Origin of the sequence: Streptomyces sp. ITFR-6, assembly GCF_031844725.1 — a bacterium.
Lineage (GTDB): Bacteria > Actinomycetota > Actinomycetes > Streptomycetales > Streptomycetaceae > Streptomyces.
The window spans coordinates 5,689,028-5,705,884 of record NZ_CP134612.1 but is presented as its reverse complement, the minus strand read 5'-3'; the positions used below and the strand labels follow the sequence as shown (position 1 = coordinate 5,705,884).

The window sequence follows — 16,857 nt, the reverse complement described above, 5'->3', positions numbered from 1 at the left end:
TGAACCGTTTTCGTGCCGTGGGCAGGTCGAGGGCACGAGTGTCGTCTCGGGGAGGCGCCGGGTTCCAGTGCTCCGGTGTCGGACTGCTGTCGTAGGGACGGGAAAAGTGCTGGTCATCCGGGGTTTGGCAGGAGTGCGAGCTGGTCGAGGGCGATCTGCACGATCTCCAGCCAGATCCGGTTCTGGGTGGTGTGGTGCAGGGGAAGGTTGCGCAGGCCGGTGGCGCGGGCGTTTCGGATGCGGTCCTCGGCCAGGGCTCGCAGTCGGTGACGGAGCTCAAGTTCGGGGATCGGCCGGCCCGAGGTGTTGGTGGCGAAGCGCGTCAGCTGCACGCCGGGCCCTCCCACGACAGGGCCTTTTCGCTGGCCAAAGGGACGCTAGCCAGTCCGGCGTAGTGACGGCGTAAGGCTGTTCGCGAGACCCGGTACAGGTCTGGGCGCGGGCCTGGGCGCGCGGCCGGCGGGCGCTGATTCAGCGTACGGGCGGGGGCGCGAACGATGACAGCGGGGTCGCAGCCGCTGACATTAGTTCGTATGCAGAGCTAAAATGGAGCGGTGAAGGCGAGCGAACTCTCCGACGAGCTCGCCGGACTCCTGCCCCGTATCCAGCGGCTCGCCCGGCGCAGACTGTGGAGCGGCTCTTCCGCTCCCCGGATGCGCGGGGCGCACGCCGAGCTGTTGCGACTGGTGGTCACCGAGCCCGGCGTGCGCGTCTCGTCGGCCGCGCGGAGCCTCTCCCTGGCGGCCAACTCGGTGAGCACACTGGTGAACCACCTGGCCGCGGAGGGGCTGCTGCGGCGGGAGAAGGACCCAGGGGACGGGCGCGCGGCGCTGCTGTACCTCACGCCCGCCGGGGTGGAGCGGCTGCGTGAGTGGCACGCCCGCCGGGCGGCGCTCTTCCGCCACCACCTGGCCGGGCTCGACGCCGAGGACCGCGCGGCGCTCGCCGCCGCCCTCCCGGCCCTGCACAGACTCGCCGCGTCCATGCGTGAGGGGGATGAGACCGCGTGACCACACACACCGCGCCCGCTGTCCGCTGCACCGGCCTGACCTACCGTTTCGGCAGCTCGAAGGCGGTCGACGGGCTGGACCTGCTGGTCCGGCCCGGGGAGGTGTTCTGGCTCCTCGGGCCGAACGGCGCGGGCAAGACCACCACGATGCGCGCCATCACCACCCTGCTGCCCGTCCCGGCCGGGGCCGTCGAGGTGTTCGGCCATGACGCCGCCCGGGAGCGGATGGCGGTGCGACGCCTGCTCGGCTACGTACCGCAGCAGTTGTCGGCCGACGCCGGGCTCACCGGCCTGGAGAACGTCCAGCTCTTCGCCCGGGTGTACGACGTGCCCCGCCGCGAGCGCGCGGCCCGGGTCGCCCAGGCGCTGGACGCCGTCGGCCTCGGTGATGTCGCGGGGCGGCTCGCCGGCACGTACTCCGGCGGCATGGTGCGCCGCCTCGAACTGGCCCAGGCCCTGGTCAGCGCCCCCCGACTGCTGATCCTGGACGAGCCGACGATCGGCCTGGACCCGATCGCCCGGGACAGCGTCTGGGACCGGATCAACGAGATCCGGACCGGCACCGGGATGACCGTGCTGGTGACCACACACTCCATGGACGAGGCCGACCGCCGCTGCGACCGGCTCGCCCTGATGCACCTCGGCAGGCTCCGCGCGCTCGGCACCCCCGTCGAGTTGAAGGGCGAACTGGTCGCCCACCGCCGGGAATCCGGCGAACCCGCCACCCCGCCGCCGTCCCTGGAGGACGTCTTCCGGTACCACTCCGGGAGCGGACTGGACGACCCCGGGTCCGAGGCGGAGAAGGGAGCGTTCAACGATGTCCGCCGTACCCGCCGCACCGCGACCCGGCGCGGCTGAGCCCGATCCGCGCTTCGCCCTGCTGCTCGCCCCGCCACCGCCGCGCACCGGCTGGCGGGTGGTACCGGCCCGGGTCGGCGCGATGTGCGCCGTCGAACTGCAGAAGCTGATGCACGACCGGACGGATATCTACACCCGTGCCGTCCAGCCCGCGCTGTGGCTGCTGCTCTTCGGTACGACGTTCTCCCGCATCCACGCGATCCCCACCGGCGGCGTCCCCTATCTGGACTTCCTCGCGCCCGGGATCATCGCCCAGTCGGCCATGTTCATCGCGATCTTCTACGGCATCATGATCATCTGGGAGCGCGATTCCGGCGTCCTCACCACACTCATGGTCACGCCGACCCCCCGGTCGGCCCTGGTGACCGGCAAGGCGTTCGCCGCCGGAGTGAAGGCCGTGATCCAGGCCGTCGTCGTCATCGTGATCGCCGCCCTGCTCGGCGTCGGCATGAGCTGGAACCCGCTGCATCTGCTCGGCGTGGCCGTGGTCGTCGTGCTCGCCTCTGCGTTCTTCTCGTGCCTGTCGATGACGATCGCCGGGATCGTACTCACCCGTGACCGGCTGATGGGCATCGGCCAGGCGATCACGATGCCGCTGTTCTTCGCCTCCAACGCGCTCTATCCCGTCGCCCTCATGCCCGGCTGGCTCCAGGCGGTCAGCAAGGTGAACCCGCTGAGCTACCAGGTCGACGCCCTGCGCGGCCTGCTCATCGGCACGCCGTCCCATCTCGGCCTGGACTTCGGGGTGCTGGCCTTCGCCGCCGCCGTCGGCATCGTGGCCGCCGGTTCCCTGCTCGGCCGGCTCGCCCGCTGACACCGGCGCCCATATCCGGTACTCCGTACAGGGGCCCGCGATCCCGTACGTCACAAGACCCCGCGCGTGCACCGGCGTTCGCGCTGCGGCAGCCCGGCATCGACTGCGTATGTGAATCGATTCACCACCGTGGTGGATATCCACACCGGTATCGACACCCCGCAGCGTCACCATGCATCCGCGACCAGGCGGGCCACCGGCAGCCAATCCCCTTTCACGCTTCCCTCCAACCTCAGGAAATTACCGCTGCCCACCCATTGACTACGCCCGCGATCCCCGTCTAGCTTCCGAGGAGCCCGGTTGAAACCTTTCACGACGTGTGGGTCCTTACGGCCTCCCGCCGGTTCGGTCCACCGCTCAGGAGCCCCTCATGAACAAGTCCGCCAAGGGCCCGGACTCGGCCCCGGAGCCGGCCCCGGTGCTGGCGCTGAAGGAGGTGCGCAAATCCTTCGGCGCCGTACGGGCCCTGCAAGACGTGTCACTCGAACTCTTCCCCGGTGAGGCGCACGCACTCGCCGGGGAGAACGGCGCGGGAAAGTCCACCCTCATCAAGACGCTCGCCGGGGTGCACCGCCCTGACAACGGTGTCGTACTGCTCGACGGGAAGCCCGTCGTCTTCAACGGCCCCGCCGCCGCCCGCGATGCCGGTATCGCCGTCATCTACCAGGAGCCGACACTCTTCCCCGATCTGTCGATCGCGGAGAACATCTTCATGGGCCGCCAGCCCCGGCGTTCCCTCGGCCGGATCGACCGCAGAGCCGTGCACGGCACGACCGCGGGACTGATGCGCAGGCTCGGTGTCGATCTGGACCCCGACCGGCCGGCCCGCGGGCTGTCCATCGCCGACCAGCAGATCGTCGAGATCGCCAAGGCGCTCTCCTTCGAGGCCCGCGTCCTGATCATGGACGAGCCGACCGCCGCGCTCACCGGCAGCGAGACCGCCCGGCTGTTCTCGGTCGTACGGGCGCTGCGCGCCGAGGGTGCGGCCGTGCTGTTCATCTCGCACCGGCTGGACGAGATATTCGAGCTGTGCCAGCGCGTCACCACGCTCAGGGACGGCCGGTGGATCTCCACGGAGCCGCTGGACGGGCTCACCCAGGACGGGCTCGTGCGGCTCATGGTCGGCCGCGACCTCGACGAGCTCTACCCGAAGCAGGACGCCGCCGTGGGGGAAGTCGCCCTCTCCGTGCGGCGCCTGACCCGGGAGGGCGTCTTCCACGACGTGTCGTTCGAGGTGCGCCGGGGCGAGATCGTCGCACTGGCCGGGCTCGTCGGGGCCGGCCGCACCGAGGTGGCGCAGGCCGTCTTCGGCGTCGACCGCGCCGACGCGGGCGAGGTACGGGTGAACGGCACGGTGCTGCGCGCCGGTTCGCCCACCGCCGCGATGGCCGCCGGGCTCGCCCTCGTCCCCGAGGACCGCCGGCAGCGCGGGCTCGTCATGGAGATGTCGATCGAGCGCAACATCGGCCTCACCGGACTCGGCAGGGTCCGCCGCCGCGGGCTGGTCAGCCGGGCCCTGGAGCACGACCGGGCCGCCGACTGGGCGCTGCGCCTCCAGCTCAAGTACAACCGGCTGGCCGACTCCGCCGGAGTCCTGTCCGGCGGCAACCAGCAGAAGGTCGTGCTGGCCAAGTGGCTGGCGACCGAACCCTGCGTACTCATCGTCGACGAGCCGACCCGAGGCATCGACGTCGGCACCAAGGCCGAGGTCCACCGGCTGCTGTCCGCACTCGCCGCCGACGGGCTCGCGGTGCTGATGATCTCCTCCGATCTGCCCGAGGTGATCGGCATGGCCGACCGGGTTCTCGTCATGCACGAGGGCCGGCTCGCCGCCGAACTCCCGCGCGCGGACGCCACCGAGGAGACCGTCATGGCGGCGGCGACCGGACTCGGTGAAAGGAAAGCGGCATGACCACCACCGTCGCAAGCCCGCCGGACAGCGGACCGGAGGCGCCGGCCCGCAGCGCGGCCTCGCTCGTGGACACCGTCTTCCGGGCCCGCGAGATCTCCATCGCCGGGGCGCTGTTCCTGCTGATCCTCGGCACCTACCTGGCCAACCCGCGCTTCCTGTCCGACCAGGGCATCAAGGACCTGCTGCTCAACTCATCGATCCTGGTCCTGCTCGCGGTCGGCCAGTCGGCCGTCGTGATCACCCGCAACATCGACCTGTCTGTCGGCTCCGTCGTCGGGCTCTCGGCCTTCGCCTGCGGCAAGTTCGTCGCCGGTACCGACCACGGTGTGCTCACCGTGATGCTGCTGGGCATCGCCATCGGGGTGGTCTGCGGGCTGGTCTCCGGCGCGCTCGTCAGCTTCGGCAAGGTGCCGGCGCTCGTCGTGACGCTCGGCATGCTCTACATCATCCAGGGCGTCGACTACTGGTGGGCGCAGGGCGACCAGATCGGCGCTGCCGAGGTCCCCGACCAGATCCTGGGCCTCGGCAGCGGATCCCTGCTGGGCGTGCCGTATCTGCCGCTGATCACCGTGGTGCTGCTCGCGGCGACCGCGTACTTCCTGCGCGGCTACCGCTCGGGGCGCGAGCTGTACGCGATCGGGTCGAGCCCGGAGGCCGCGGTGCTCGCCGGGGTGCCGATCCGGCGCCGGATCCTGGCCGCGTACGCCTTCTCGGGGGCCGTCGCCGGTTTCGCCGGAACGCTGTGGCTGGCCCGGTTCGGCACGGTCGTCGCGGACAACGCGCACGGCTGGGAGCTGACCGTCGTGAGCGCCGTCGTCGTCGGCGGCGTCGCCATCACCGGCGGCACGGGCACGGTCTGGGGCGCCGCGCTGGGCGCCCTGCTGCTCACCACCATCGGCAGCGTGCTGGTGGTCCTGAAGGTCGACTCGTTCTGGCAGGGCGCCATCACCGGCGCGCTGCTGCTCCTGGCCATCAGCGTCGACCGAATCGTGAACCTGCGGATGACCGCCGCACTGAGGAAGAGGAGCGCCCGGCATGGCAATGGCGCCTGAGACCGAGAAGGCGGTGCCCGCCGCCCCGAAGGGTCCCGCCACGACGAAGGGTTCGCTGCGTGGACTGGCGCTGCGCTGGGACACCGCGGTCGGGGCACTGCTGGTGGCGGTGGTCGTCGCGGGGCTCTCCACCACCGACGGCTTCGGCTCCGGCGAGAACCTCGCGTTCGCGTTCAACGACATCGTCGAGGTCGCCCTCATCGCGCTGCCGATGACCCTTCTGGTGGTCGCCGGACAGGTCGACCTGTCGGTCGCCTCGATGCTCGGCCTGGGCAGCGCGCTGACCGGTGCGCTGTGGAACGCGGGCTGGGCGTTCGAGACGATCGTGCCGGTGGTGCTGCTGGTGGGCGTCGCCGGAGGGCTGCTCAACGGCTGGCTCGTCACCAAGGTGGGGCTGCCCTCGCTGGCCGTCACGATCGGCACGCTCGCGCTCTACCGGGGGCTGGCCTCCGTGGCGCTCGGCAGCGACGCGGTGACGGACTTCCCGCAGACGTACGCGGACTGGGCCGTCGACACCACCACGGTGCCCGGCACCTTCCTCACGTATCCCGTCCTGCTGTTCATCGTGCTCGCCGTGGTCACCGCGATCGTGCTGCACGCGACCGGCCTGGGGCGTTCGCTGTTCGCGATCGGGGCGCAGGAGGAGGCCGCGTACTTCGCGGGCATCCGGGTCAAGCGGATCAAGCTGCTGCTGTTCGTCGTCACCGGGCTGTTCTCCGCCTTCGCGGGGATCGTCTTCACCCTCCGCTACGGAAGTGCCCGCGCCGACAACGGGCTCGGCTTCGAGATGCTCGTGATCGCTTCCGTGCTGCTCGGCGGCATCGACTTCGACGGCGGAAAGGGCACGCTGTTCGGCGCGGTCGCCGGGGTGCTGCTCATCGGCGTCCTGAAGAACCTGCTGACCCTCAACGACATCGCCAACGAGGTGCAGGTCATCGTGACCGGTCTGCTGCTCGTGGCGTCCGTCCTCACCCCACGCGTCATCGCGGCCGTGGTCGAACGACGCCACCGGCGCGCCGCCGGCCTCCGCCCGTAACCCTTCCCGTCCCACCCTCCTCGAAAGGCACACCGCCGCCATGATGCTCCGCACCGCCTCCGGTCGTCGCGCCGTCGCCATCGCCACGGGCGCGCTCTCGCTCGCCCTCGCCCTCAGCGCCTGTTCCGGCACCACGAAGGACAGTTCCGACAAGGAGTCCACGAAGACCGGGGCCACGGCGAAGGCCGATCCCGGCGCGGCGCTGAAGAAGGGGCTGAAGCTCGCCTTCCTGCCCAAGCAGATCAACAACCCGTACGAGAAGATCGTCGACGACGCGGGGATCGAGGCGGCCAAGGAGTACGGCGGCACGGGCAAGGAGGTCGGCCCTTCCGACGCCAACGCCTCCTCCCAGGTCAGCTACATCAACACGCTGATCCAGCAGCGCCAGGACGCGATCCTGGTCGCCGCCAACGACCCGAACGCGGTGTGCGGCCCGCTGAAGCAGGCCATGAAGAAGAACATCAAGGTCGTGGCGTACGACTCCGACACGGCGAAGGACTGCCGCCAGCTCTTCATCAACCAGGCGAGCTCCGAGGAGATCGGCCGCAGCCTGGTACAGCACCTCGGTGAGCAGATCGGCTACAAGGGCAAGATCGCGATCCTCTCGGCCACCCAGAACGCGACCAACCAGAACACCTGGATCGAGTTCATGAAGGACGAGCTGAAGCTGCCCAAGTACAAGGACATGAAGCTGGTGAAGGTGGCGTACGGGGACGACGCGGACCAGAAGTCGTTTCAGCAGACCCAGGGCCTGATGCAGGCCTACCCCGACCTGAAGGGCATCATCTCGCCCACCACGGTCGGTATCGCGGCCGCCGCCCGCTACCTGAGCGACTCCTCGTACAAGGGCAAGGTCGTGCTGAACGGCCTGGGCACGCCGAACCAGATGCGCAAGTACGTCAAGGACGACACCGTCGAGCAGTTCTCGCTGTGGAACCCGGAGGAGCTCGGGTACCTCGGTTCGTACGCCGCCGCGGCACTGGCGTCGGGTCAGATCACCGGCGCGGAGGGCGAGAAGTTCAAGGCGGGCAAGCTCGGTGAGTACACGATCGGCAAGGACGGCGAGGTCATCCTCGGCAAGCCGACCGTCTTCGACAAGAAGAACATCGACAAGTTCGACTTCTGAGCGGCCGCTCAACCGGCACGGGGAGGCCTTCTCATGCAGCGTGTCTGCTTCCTGCTGAACGTACGCGAGGACCGGATCGCCGCGTACCGCGAGCGCCACGCCTCGGTCTGGCCCGACATGCTCGCCGCGCTGTCGGAGGCGGGCTGGCACAACTACTCGCTCTTCCTGCGCGAGGACGGGCTGCTCGTCGGCTATCTGGAGACGGAGGACTTCGACGCGGCGCGCGAGGCCATGGCCGCCACCGAGGTGAACGAGCGGTGGCAGCGGGACATGGCGGACTTCTTCGAGCAGCCGGAAGCGGCGGACGACGCGATGGTGCCCCTCGTCGAGGTCTTCCACCTGGCGTGAGCCAGGTGCCGTGGGCCCGGACTCCCCAGGGGGTCCGGGCCCACTGTCCGTCCGGACAAACCCCGTCACCGATGTCCGTACATTCACCCTTCAGAGCCTTGTTCGCCCATGTCTCAAACCGGCTTAGGATCCGGGCGAATTGACTACGGGAGCGCCGCGGCACGCGTCACCGGGCCGAGAGGCCCGAAGGGGGAACGGTGGCACACAGACACAAGCCCGTGCGGCTGAGACGGGCGACCTGGTGGTGCCGCGTCACCGGCACCGCGACGCCGCCGCCGGGGAGGTCGCGGCCCGCCGGGTGCGGGTGGGGCCGGCCGTGTGGGTCGGTGAGGGCGACGGACGCTGGAGTGCGTCGCGGCGGCTGATGGTGGTGGCGGAGGACCGGCAGATCGCGCTGCGGACCGCGCAGGAGGAAAGCGCGTACTTCCCGTGGCTGGACCTGGAGTCGGCCGCTGTCCTGGAGGGCCGGGAGGGCTGGCTGTGCTGGGCGGCGGCCGGTGGCTCCTGGGGCGATCCGGTGGAGCAGATGGGCGCCGCGCTGGTCACCGATGACGGCTACGTGGTCTGGGGGGGGCCACCGACCGCCATGTCGCGGAAGCGGCGTACGCGCCGGAGCACTCCCACCCCACGGCACCCCGAAGCGTGCGCCGTGCTCCGCGCGCCTCCCTGTACCGCCCCGACGTGCACGGGTACGCGCTGGCCATGGCCGCGGCGACCCTCCTCGCTCTGGTCCTGGCCGAACGCGGCGTGGGACCGGACGCGTTGTCCTCGTGCCTGGCCCTGGTCGGTGCCTTCACCGGCGTACACGGGATGTACGGCTACACCCAGCGGCTCGCCGAGCGTCCGGGCCCTGGCTGGGCGCCCCCGGAGTCCGGCGGATGATCTCCTCGATCGCCGGTCGGCTGCCGGAATCGCGGCCTGCGAAATCCATGACACCGAGTCTGTCCTACGCGGTTGTGGCGATGCCGCCGTCGACGGGGATCACGGCGCCCGTGAGGTAGGCGCCTGCCCGGCCGGCGAGGAACACGGCGACACCTGCCATGTCGTCGTCGCGGCCGATCCGGCGCAGTGGGGCCGACGCCGCGATCGCCTCGCCGAGCTCATCGAGGGTCGCCGCCATCATCGTCGACGGAAACGGCCCCGGCGCCACGGCGTTCACGCTGACGTGCTGCGGTCCCAGCTCCTTGGCGAGCACTCTGGTGAGTTGATGCAGTGCGGCCTTGCTGCTGGAGTACGAGTAGTTGGGCCGCTGGGGGATGTGGATGGCGGCGATGCTGCCGATGTTGATGATCCGTGCGGGATCGTCGGCGGTGCCCGCCCTGCGAAGTGCGGGCAGCAGCGCCTGGACCAGCCAGAACGGCGACTTCAGGTTGAGGTCGACGACCGTGTCCCAGGCCGCGTCCGGGAACGTCTCCAGCGGCTCGTCCCACATCGCGCCCGCGTTGTTGACGAGGATGTCGAGACGTTCCGAGTCGGCGGCGACGAGGCCGGACAGCCGCCGGCACTCGTCGTGGCGGGACAGGTCGGCGGGGATGGCCTGCACTTCACCGAATTCGGACAGCCGTTCCTGCGCCTGAGCGCACGCTTCCGCGTTGCGTGAGCTGATGACCACGCGGGCGCCCGCGTGGAGAAGGCCACGCGCGATCATCATCCCGATGCCTCTGGTGCCACCGGTGACGAGCGCGCGCTTTCCGCTCAGATCGAAGAGTTCTTCGTGCGTTGTGAATTGGTTGTCTAGCACTTGACGCCTTACTGGTCGGTCGTACGGGATGGTGCGCCGGGGTGTTCAGCATCTCGGTGTGAGGGTGCTCCGGCCTGCCGTGTCACCGCATGGAACCCGTATTCGTGCGCGGGTGGGAGTCACTGCTCTTCCGGGTAACGGCAGTACCTCCCAGCACACCGCCGCACGACCTACGGTGGGTGAAGTGACCGACAGCAAGAGGCATGAGCAGGCCGACGAGGTGCGGGAGTTCCTCAGCACCCGTCGCGCCCGGCTCACCCCCCAGCGGGCAGGGCTGCCCGTCTTCGGTGGCAATCGACGTGTGACCGGGTTGCGCCGGGAGGAGGTGGCACTGCTGGCCGGGATGAGCGTCGACTACTACATCCGTCTTGAGCGCGGGAACTTGCGGGGCGCCTCGGACTCGGTACTGGACTCCTTGTGCCACGCACTTCAGCTCGACGGTGCCGAGCGGGCCCACCTCTACGACCTGGCCCGCGCCACCGCGTCGGAGCGCCGGCCGCCCACTGCGACGGGGCGGATCCGACCGGTGGTGCTGCGGGTGCTCGACGCGATGACCGACCAGCCGGCCTACATCCGCAACGGGCGGTTCGACATCCTCGCCGCCAACCCTCTCGGCCAGGCTCTGTATGCCCCGGTCTACGATTCTCCGCTGTTCGCGCAACGTGGTCCGGTCAACACCGCGCGGTTCCTGTTCCTCGATCCTGGTTCTGCCGATTTCTGGCCCGATCGGGAGAAGGCCGCCAACGACTCGGTCGCCCTGCTGCGCACCGAGACCGGCCGCTCGCCGCAGGACAAGGGCCTGATGGACCTGATCGGCGAGCTCTCCACGAAGAGCGGCGAGTTCGCCCGGCGTTGGGCTCGGCACGACGTGAGGTTCCACCACTCCGGCGTGAAGCGACTCCACCACCCGCTCGTCGGGGACCTGGCCCTGCCCTACGAAGCCCTCGACCTGCCCGCTGACCCCGGGCTCCGTATCACCGTCTACTCACCCGAGCCCGACTCACCCGAACGCCAGGCACTCGATCTTCTGGGCAGCCGGCTTCGGAACACTAGTTGGCGGCAATGATCAGCAGGATGAACGCGGCGAGCGAGAGCGCGGTCCGGACCTGGTGAAGGATGTTCCAGCGAGCCTCGAACGCGGTACGGGCCACGCTGTCGGCCTTCGCGCCGACCTCGCCCGGTGCCGCTGCGGCCGGTACCGGCACCGAGGCGGGCGCGGACACCGGTTCGGAGACCGGTTCCGCTGCGGCGAGCGCCTTGTTGAGCGGGATGTTGCCCGCGATCGTGACCACATGGGAGACGACGGAGCAGGCCAGCGCCCCGGCCACCAGCGGCCATTCCCAGTCGTGGGTCCCGGCGACGAGCGTGACGGCGGGAAAGACGATCACGCCGAGGAAGACGATCAGAAACCCGGGTCCGGGGACCTTCTCGTTGATCCGGCGCATCGCGGCCGTGAATCCGTCGTCCGGCAGGGCCGCGAGGCCGGGCATGACGACGACCAGGAACGTCAGCGGGAATCCCGCGTACAGGCCGGTCGTGGTCACGGCGAGGGCGAGGAACAAGGAGGCCATGGCTCATCATGGCGCAGCGGCCCCGGCCGCACAGCCTGAATTCGCATGCCCGTGCGACCGAAGGTCCGCTGCCGGGGCCGGGACCGGACCGGCCCTGGGTGGGGGGCGGACCGGCCCCCGCCGACCCGTCCCCCACCCGCGTCCGCCGCGGTGTCGCCCCGGCGGGGTTCAGGACACGATGTCCTTGCGGCTGAACCCCCGGAAGGCGAGCGCGAACAGGACCAGCGCGTACGCCACCGAGACCGAGGCGCCCTTCACCATGCCGCCCCACTCCAGCTCGGGCTGGAGTGCGTCCGCCCAGGCGAACTGCCAGTGCGCGGGCAGGAAGTCACGCCAGGAGCCGAGCGCGGTGACGGCGTCCAGGACGTTGCCGACGATGGTCAGCCCGACCGCGCCGCCGACCGCGCCCAGCGGGGCGTCCGTCCTGGTCGACAGCCAGAACGCCAGCCCGGCGGTGACGAGTTGGGAGACGAAGATGAACGCGACGACGAGCGCGAGCCTGGGCACGGTGTCCCCGGTCGCGAGCGCGCCCCCGGTGGGCAGTTCGAGCGGCCCCCAGCCGTACGCGGCGGCTCCGGCGGCCAGCGCGACGAGCGGCAGCAGCACCATCGCGGCCAGGCTGAAGCCGAGCGCCACGACGAGCTTGCTCCACAGCAGCCGGGCCCTGGGCACGGGCGCCGCCAGCAGGTAGCGCAGCGAGGACCAGCTGGCCTCCGAGGCGACGGTGTCGCCACAGAACAGCGCGACCGGGACCACGAGCAGGAAGCCGGCCGAGACGAACAGAGCGGTCGCGGCGAAGTTCGCGGCGGACTGGGTCGCGGTGTCCATCAAGGTGAGCCGGCTGCCGCCGCCGGGCCCGCCGTCCGGGGTACCGCCGATCGCGAACGCGATGATCAGGATGAACGGCAGGGCGGCCAGCACTCCGCCCATCAGCAGGGTGCGCCGCCTGCGCAGCTGCCGGGCGGCCTCCACCCGCAGCGGGAGGGTGTGCCGGGCGCGGTAACCGGGCGCTTCCGGTGCTTCGGTGACTTCGGCTGCGGTACTCATGCGGAGCCTCCGGAGATCAGGGTGAGGAACGCGTCCTCCAGGCGGCGGTGCGGTCCGACGCCGGTCAACGGGACGTCCAGGCGGACCAGTTCCGCGATCAGCTGCGAGGACGTCGCCCCGTCGAGCCGGACCAGGAGCCCGTGTCCGTCGTCCGTGCGGACGGCGGAGGCGAGGCCCGGGAGTGCGGCGATCTTCTCCACCAGGGGTTCGGTGAGCCGGTCCGCCGTGCTGACGAGCAGCATGTCGCCGGAGCCGGTGATCTCCGCGACCGGGCCGGCCTGGACGAGCCGGCCCCGGTCCATGACCACCAGGTGGGTGCAGGACTGTTCGACCTCGGAGAGGAGGTGGCTGGAGACGATGACGGTCCGGCCGCCGGCCGCGTACCGGATCATCACGTCCCGCATCTCGCGGATCTGGGGCGGGTCGAGGCCGTTGGTCGGCTCGTCGAGGATGAGGAGGTCCGGCATGCCCAGCATGGCCTGGGCGATGGCGAGCCGCTGCCGCATGCCCTGCGAGTACGTGCGGACCGCGCGGGCCAGCGCGTCACCGAGCCCGGCGATCTCCAGGGCCTCTTCGATGCGGGAGTCGGCGGCGGGGCGCCCGGTGGCCTGCCAGTACAGCTCCAGGTTGGCGCGCCCGGACAGGTGCGGCAGGAATCCGGCCCCCTCGACGAAGGCTCCGACCCGGGACAGGACGGGCGCTCCGGGCCGGATGGCCCGCCCGAAGACCCGGATCTCTCCGTCGTCGGGGGTGATGAGCCCCATCAGCATGCGCAGCGTGGTGGTCTTGCCCGCGCCGTTGGGGCCGAGGAGCCCGAGCACCTGGCCCTTCTCGACGCGGAAGGACAGCTCGCGGACGGCGTACCGGTCGGCGGATTTGGCGTACTTCTTCGACAGGCCGGTGATCTGGAGCGGTACGTCGGTGAGCTCGGGGTCCGGGGCGGGGGTGGTGGTCCGGCGCCGCGTGGTGAGCAGCAGGGCGGCGGCGATCAGTACGGCGGCGGCCGGGAGCGCCCAGGTCCACCGGGGCAGCCCGGCGGAGGCGGTCGTGAGGCCGGGCACGGTGGGGATGGTGAGCGGGCTGTCGAGGGAGACGGTGTACGTGGTCGGCGCGGTCGGGGAGGCGTAGCCGAGGTCGGTGGCGGCCAGGACGAGCCGCAGCCGGTGTCCGGAGTCGAATTCGTGGTCCACGGCGGGCAGGTCCAGCGTGAGGGGCTTGCCCTGCTGGTCCGGGGTGATCCGGTAGGGGGTGACGAGCTGGGAGGGCAGCGCCTGCTGCTTGCCGTCCGGCGATACGTCGTACACCTTGCCGAACAGCACCGCGTCGCCCTTGCCCGCCTTCACGTTCACGCGGACGGTCGGTGAGCCGGTGAAGCGGCGCGCGGTATTCAGCGGGGCGGATTCGAAGCGGGCGTTCTGTCCGGGGAGGTCGACGGAGAGCCCGCCGCCGAAGTTGGACAGCTGGGCGAGGCCGCCGCCGAGGCCGGGAACGGCGGAGATGGCGGGCGGGCCGGCTCCGGCGGGGTTGTTGAACGTCTGGGTGCCGCCGCGCAGTTCGACCGGTTCGCCGCCGCTGTGCAGTCCGGGGTAGGTATCGCCGCTCGCGCCCCGGGTGAGGGCGGCGCCGTCGGTGGAGTCGATGCCTCCGGTCCGGGTGACGCGGAACGCCGGTCCGGTGTCGGTGCCCTTGTCGTCCTTGAGGTAGCGGTCGAACCAGCTGGTGACCCGTTGCCGTACCCGGTGGGCCTCCTTGTCGCCGCCGTCGTGTCCGCCGGCGACCCAGTCGACTGAGACGGGCGCGCCGTTGGCCTTGATGGCCTTGGCCATGGCGTCGGCCTCGCCGAGCGGGAAGAGCGAGTCGGCCTGTCCCTGCATGATCAGCGCGGGCACCTTGATGCGGTCGGCCACGGCGCTCGGTGACCGCTCGGTGAGCGTCGCGCGGGCGGCGGCGTCCGGCTTCCCGCTGACGGCGACCCGCTGGTACATCGCGCAGAGCTGCTTCTCCAGGTTGTCGCAGCCGCCGCCGGTGGTCAGGAAGATCCCGGCCCAGAGCTTCTTGAACACCCCGTCGGGGAACAGCGCGTCCGCGAGGTTCCAGTACGTCATCTCCGGGGCGATGGCGTCGACCCGCCGGTCGTACCCGGCGGCCAGCAGTGAGATCGCCCCGCCGTAGGAGGCGCCCGTGACCCCGACCCTGGGGTCGCCCGGGGCGTCGAGCCGTACTTCGGGCTGTCGGGCCAGCCAGTCGATCAGCCGGGAGACGTCCTTCACCTCTGCGCCGGGTGCGTTGAGGGAGGTCTTCCCGCCGGACTTGCCGAAGCCCCGGGCGGACCAGGTCAGCACGGCGTACCCGTCGCGGGCCAGTTGCTGCGCCTGGGACCGGGAGTTGTCCTTGGAGCGGCCGAAGCCGTGGCCGATGAGCACGGCGGGCCTGCGCTCCGAGCCTCCGGTGGTGAAGTACGAGGTATCGATGGACACCCCGTCGATGCGCATCATCCGGTCCTGGCGGTGCACGGCGGGCGCGCTGTCGTCGGCCACGGCGGTCCAGGTGCCCGCACCGGCCAGCACGACGAACGCGGCGATGCCGGCCGCCCACCGGCCTCGGGCACGGGGCAGCAGGCGTCGCCACCGGTACGTACGGGCGTGAGGGATCTCCATGCGTCGAGCCTATGCGGGCCGCCACGGCGTCCGGGCAGCCGCCAGGGGGAGGTACCCGGCCTCCTCAGGGCGTACGGCGTTGCCCGGCGTACTGCGCTCGCGGTACGGGCGTGACGCGCGCCCGTACCGGTCAGACCCGGCCCCGCTCCGTGAGCGCCTCTGCGGTGGCGCTCGCGAAGGCCTCCGGGTTGTCGAGCATGATGTTGTGTCCGCAGTCCGGGATCGCGACCACGGACACCCCGGCAGCGGTGAGGGCGTCGGCGCCCGGGAGCCGGTCGCCCTCCGGCAGCAGGAAGGTGCGGGGAATCCTCAGCCCCACCAGGAGCTCACGCATCGTGGGGACCGTGCCCTGGGCGAGGTGCACCGCGCTGCGGTACAGGGCCTCGCGGCCGGCCAGCCGCATCGTGGACCACCAGTGGGCACCGGCCCGGTCGCGGATCTCCTCCCAACCGCCCGCCAGGAACTCCTGCTCGGAGTAGGAGGCGATGTCAGCGCTGCCTCCGGAGAGGCGGGCGGGCGGGGCCGGGTCGAGATTGGCGTCGACCAGGACCAGCCGGGAGACCAGCCGGGGGTGCCGGACGGCCAGGACGATGGCCACGGAGCCGCCCATGCTGTGCGCGACCAGCTCCGTCCCGGTGACACCTGCGGCTGTCAGCGCCTCGGCAAGCGCGTCCGCGTGTGCTTCCAGCGTGTAGCCGAAGCCGGTCGGCCGGTCGCTGATGCCGTGGCCCAGCAGGTCGATCAGCAGGGAACGTCGGCCGGCCAGCAGCGGATGGACGGCGGTCTCCGTGAAGTAGGCGGGGGAACTGGCCCCCAGCCCGTGCACATAGACGCGGGCCGGTTCCCGCCCCGGCAGCTCGACCCAGCGAATCCGGTCGCCTTCGGGCGTCACAACGGCGTTGCGCACTGTCTGCCCCCGTTCACATCGAGATCAGTGGATGGACTGGCTCCGAGCTGTCACCGTAGCCGGGGCACCCGCCCGGCAGCGGTGTACGGCGTCTCCCCCGGCAGCAGCCGGGCCGCCTCCTCGTCCGCACCCTCCCGGACCAGCTCATGGATCCGACGGGCCAGCGGGGTCACATCGCGGACGGACACCGTCCACTCGTCCGCGTAACGCCGCGCCGCCTCACCCGAGAGACCGAGTTGGAGGGAGCGGTACGGGAGCCGGTTCAGGTGCAGATCGCGCTCCGGGTCCCACTGGACGCGTGCCGGGGCGCTGCGCAGGGCGCGCTGCCAGCTCGCGTGGTCGGGGTGCACGCCCGGTTCGTAGTGCGAGAGTTCGGCGTTCGCGAGCGCCCAGTCGAAGCCCTCGCGGGTGATCTCGACGGCGAGTACGGTCTCCTGACCCTCCTTCAGGGCCCAACCGCAGCGGTACATCATCCACAGGAAGCTGGGCTTGATCCACGTCATGCGATCGCGCTTCCAGGCCGGCGGGAAGCGGCCGTCGCGGGCGGCGGGGAGGCCGAGGGACGGGGCGTACGCCTGGTAGACGGTGAGGGTGGTCCCGGTGTGGAGCGCGCGTATCTCGTGCTGCCGCGGGGTCGGTTCGGCCGGTCGGGTCATCCGGACATCCCAACACGGCGGTGCGAGCGGGGCGAACGGGTTTTCCGGTGGCCGGGAGCGGCGCCGGACCGTGTTCCCGCGTCCGTGTCATCCACGGACACTGACATTCGTCATACGGAGGTC

Annotated in this window: 17 protein-coding genes and 1 pseudogene; 10 read left to right on the top strand and 8 right to left on the bottom strand. The window is 70.9% G+C overall.

The window, feature by feature from the left end:
* Positions 1-125: 125 nt before the first annotated feature.
* Positions 126-326, bottom strand: a pseudogene (locus RLT59_RS26085) (IS1380 family transposase); the annotation flags it as partial.
* Between the two features lie 228 nt (positions 327-554).
* Here RLT59_RS26085 and RLT59_RS26080 point away from each other — a divergent pair.
* From RLT59_RS26080 to RLT59_RS26045, 8 genes are all read left to right on the top strand, one after another.
* On the top strand, positions 555-1,010 hold the full coding sequence (locus RLT59_RS26080) for a MarR family winged helix-turn-helix transcriptional regulator (RefSeq protein WP_311305653.1): 456 nt from the start codon (positions 555-557) through the stop codon (positions 1,008-1,010).
* Positions 1,007-1,867 carry an ABC transporter ATP-binding protein gene (locus RLT59_RS26075; RefSeq protein ID WP_311305652.1) on the top strand — a complete coding sequence of 287 codons (861 nt, stop codon included), beginning with the start codon at positions 1,007-1,009 and terminating at the stop codon, positions 1,865-1,867. The genes RLT59_RS26080 and RLT59_RS26075 overlap by 4 nt, the downstream gene beginning before the upstream one ends.
* Entirely contained in the window at positions 1,827-2,681 is an 855-nt protein-coding gene (locus RLT59_RS26070) for an ABC transporter permease (protein ID WP_311305651.1), read from the top strand. Before RLT59_RS26075 ends, RLT59_RS26070 begins: the two co-directional genes overlap by 41 nt.
* A gap of 370 nt (positions 2,682-3,051) precedes the next feature.
* Positions 3,052-4,593 (top strand): sugar ABC transporter ATP-binding protein, encoded by a 1,542-nt coding sequence (locus RLT59_RS26065; protein WP_311305650.1) that lies wholly within the window; start codon positions 3,052-3,054, stop codon positions 4,591-4,593.
* Entirely contained in the window at positions 4,590-5,645 is a 1,056-nt protein-coding gene (locus RLT59_RS26060; RefSeq protein ID WP_311305649.1) for an ABC transporter permease, read from the top strand. Before RLT59_RS26065 ends, RLT59_RS26060 begins: the two co-directional genes overlap by 4 nt.
* A complete protein-coding gene (locus tag RLT59_RS26055; protein WP_311305648.1) occupies positions 5,629-6,681 on the top strand; it encodes an ABC transporter permease in 1,053 nt (350 codons plus the stop codon). Before RLT59_RS26060 ends, RLT59_RS26055 begins: the two co-directional genes overlap by 17 nt.
* 40 nt (positions 6,682-6,721) lie before the next feature.
* Positions 6,722-7,807, top strand: coding sequence for a rhamnose ABC transporter substrate-binding protein (gene rhaS, locus RLT59_RS26050; protein WP_311305647.1), 1,086 nt, complete (start codon positions 6,722-6,724; stop codon positions 7,805-7,807).
* Positions 7,808-7,840: 33 nt separating this feature from the next.
* Positions 7,841-8,155, top strand: coding sequence for an L-rhamnose mutarotase (locus RLT59_RS26045; protein WP_311305646.1), 315 nt, complete (start codon positions 7,841-7,843; stop codon positions 8,153-8,155).
* A 252-nt stretch (positions 8,156-8,407) separates the two neighbouring features.
* On the opposite strand, the gene RLT59_RS26040 is transcribed toward RLT59_RS26045, so the two are convergent.
* Positions 8,408-8,701 (bottom strand): hypothetical protein, encoded by a 294-nt coding sequence (locus RLT59_RS26040; RefSeq protein WP_311305645.1) that lies wholly within the window; start codon positions 8,699-8,701, stop codon positions 8,408-8,410.
* A gap of 96 nt (positions 8,702-8,797) precedes the next feature.
* Between RLT59_RS26040 and RLT59_RS26035 the strand changes: the two genes are divergently transcribed.
* Entirely contained in the window at positions 8,798-9,037 is a 240-nt protein-coding gene (locus RLT59_RS26035; protein WP_311305644.1) for a hypothetical protein, read from the top strand.
* Positions 9,038-9,101: 64 nt separating this feature from the next.
* Here the strand turns inward: RLT59_RS26035 and RLT59_RS26030 are convergent, their stop codons facing one another.
* Positions 9,102-9,896 (bottom strand): SDR family oxidoreductase, encoded by a 795-nt coding sequence (locus tag RLT59_RS26030; protein ID WP_311305643.1) that lies wholly within the window; start codon positions 9,894-9,896, stop codon positions 9,102-9,104.
* Positions 9,897-10,080: 184 nt separating this feature from the next.
* On the opposite strand from RLT59_RS26030, the gene RLT59_RS26025 reads away from it, so the two are divergent.
* Positions 10,081-10,962, top strand: a complete 882-nt coding sequence (locus tag RLT59_RS26025) for a helix-turn-helix transcriptional regulator (protein WP_311305642.1) — start codon at positions 10,081-10,083, stop codon at positions 10,960-10,962.
* Here RLT59_RS26025 and RLT59_RS26020 read toward each other — a convergent pair.
* The 5 genes from RLT59_RS26020 to RLT59_RS26000 form a co-directional block, all read right to left on the bottom strand.
* Positions 10,946-11,467, bottom strand: a complete 522-nt coding sequence (locus RLT59_RS26020; protein WP_311305641.1) for an anthrone oxygenase family protein — start codon at positions 11,465-11,467, stop codon at positions 10,946-10,948. The two genes, RLT59_RS26025 and RLT59_RS26020, sit on opposite strands and share 17 nt — an antisense overlap.
* Before the next feature lie 168 nt (positions 11,468-11,635).
* Positions 11,636-12,514: an ABC transporter permease gene (locus RLT59_RS26015; RefSeq protein WP_311305640.1), complete on the bottom strand. Its 879-nt coding sequence runs from the start codon at positions 12,512-12,514 to the stop codon at positions 11,636-11,638.
* Positions 12,511-15,081, bottom strand: coding sequence for an alpha/beta fold hydrolase (locus tag RLT59_RS26010; protein WP_399126971.1), 2,571 nt, complete (start codon positions 15,079-15,081; stop codon positions 12,511-12,513). Before RLT59_RS26010 ends, RLT59_RS26015 begins: the two co-directional genes overlap by 4 nt.
* A 220-nt stretch (positions 15,082-15,301) precedes the next feature.
* Positions 15,302-16,078 carry an alpha/beta fold hydrolase gene (locus RLT59_RS26005; protein ID WP_311305638.1) on the bottom strand — a complete coding sequence of 259 codons (777 nt, stop codon included), beginning with the start codon at positions 16,076-16,078 and terminating at the stop codon, positions 15,302-15,304.
* 50 nt (positions 16,079-16,128) lie between these two features.
* A complete protein-coding gene (locus RLT59_RS26000; RefSeq protein WP_311305637.1) occupies positions 16,129-16,734 on the bottom strand; it encodes a DUF4291 domain-containing protein in 606 nt (201 codons plus the stop codon).
* Between the last annotated feature and the right edge of the window lie 123 nt (positions 16,735-16,857).

Excerpts from the sequence above, each read along its gene's own strand:
- RLT59_RS26070 (WP_311305651.1), top strand. The coding sequence starts at position 1,827 with ATGTCCGCCGTACCCGCCGCACCGCGACCCGGCGCGGCTGAGCCCGAT.
- RLT59_RS26015 (WP_311305640.1), bottom strand. The coding sequence starts at position 12,514 with ATGAGTACCGCAGCCGAAGTCACCGAAGCACCGGAAGCGCCCGGTTAC.
- RLT59_RS26065 (WP_311305650.1), top strand. The coding sequence starts at position 3,052 with ATGAACAAGTCCGCCAAGGGCCCGGACTCGGCCCCGGAGCCGGCCCCG.
- RLT59_RS26060 (WP_311305649.1), top strand. The coding sequence starts at position 4,590 with ATGACCACCACCGTCGCAAGCCCGCCGGACAGCGGACCGGAGGCGCCG.
- RLT59_RS26020 (WP_311305641.1), bottom strand. The coding sequence starts at position 11,467 with ATGGCCTCCTTGTTCCTCGCCCTCGCCGTGACCACGACCGGCCTGTAC.
- rhaS (WP_311305647.1), top strand. The coding sequence starts at position 6,722 with ATGATGCTCCGCACCGCCTCCGGTCGTCGCGCCGTCGCCATCGCCACG.
- RLT59_RS26045 (WP_311305646.1), top strand. The coding sequence starts at position 7,841 with ATGCAGCGTGTCTGCTTCCTGCTGAACGTACGCGAGGACCGGATCGCC.
- RLT59_RS26000 (WP_311305637.1), bottom strand. The coding sequence starts at position 16,734 with ATGACCCGACCGGCCGAACCGACCCCGCGGCAGCACGAGATACGCGCG.
- RLT59_RS26055 (WP_311305648.1), top strand. The coding sequence starts at position 5,629 with ATGGCAATGGCGCCTGAGACCGAGAAGGCGGTGCCCGCCGCCCCGAAG.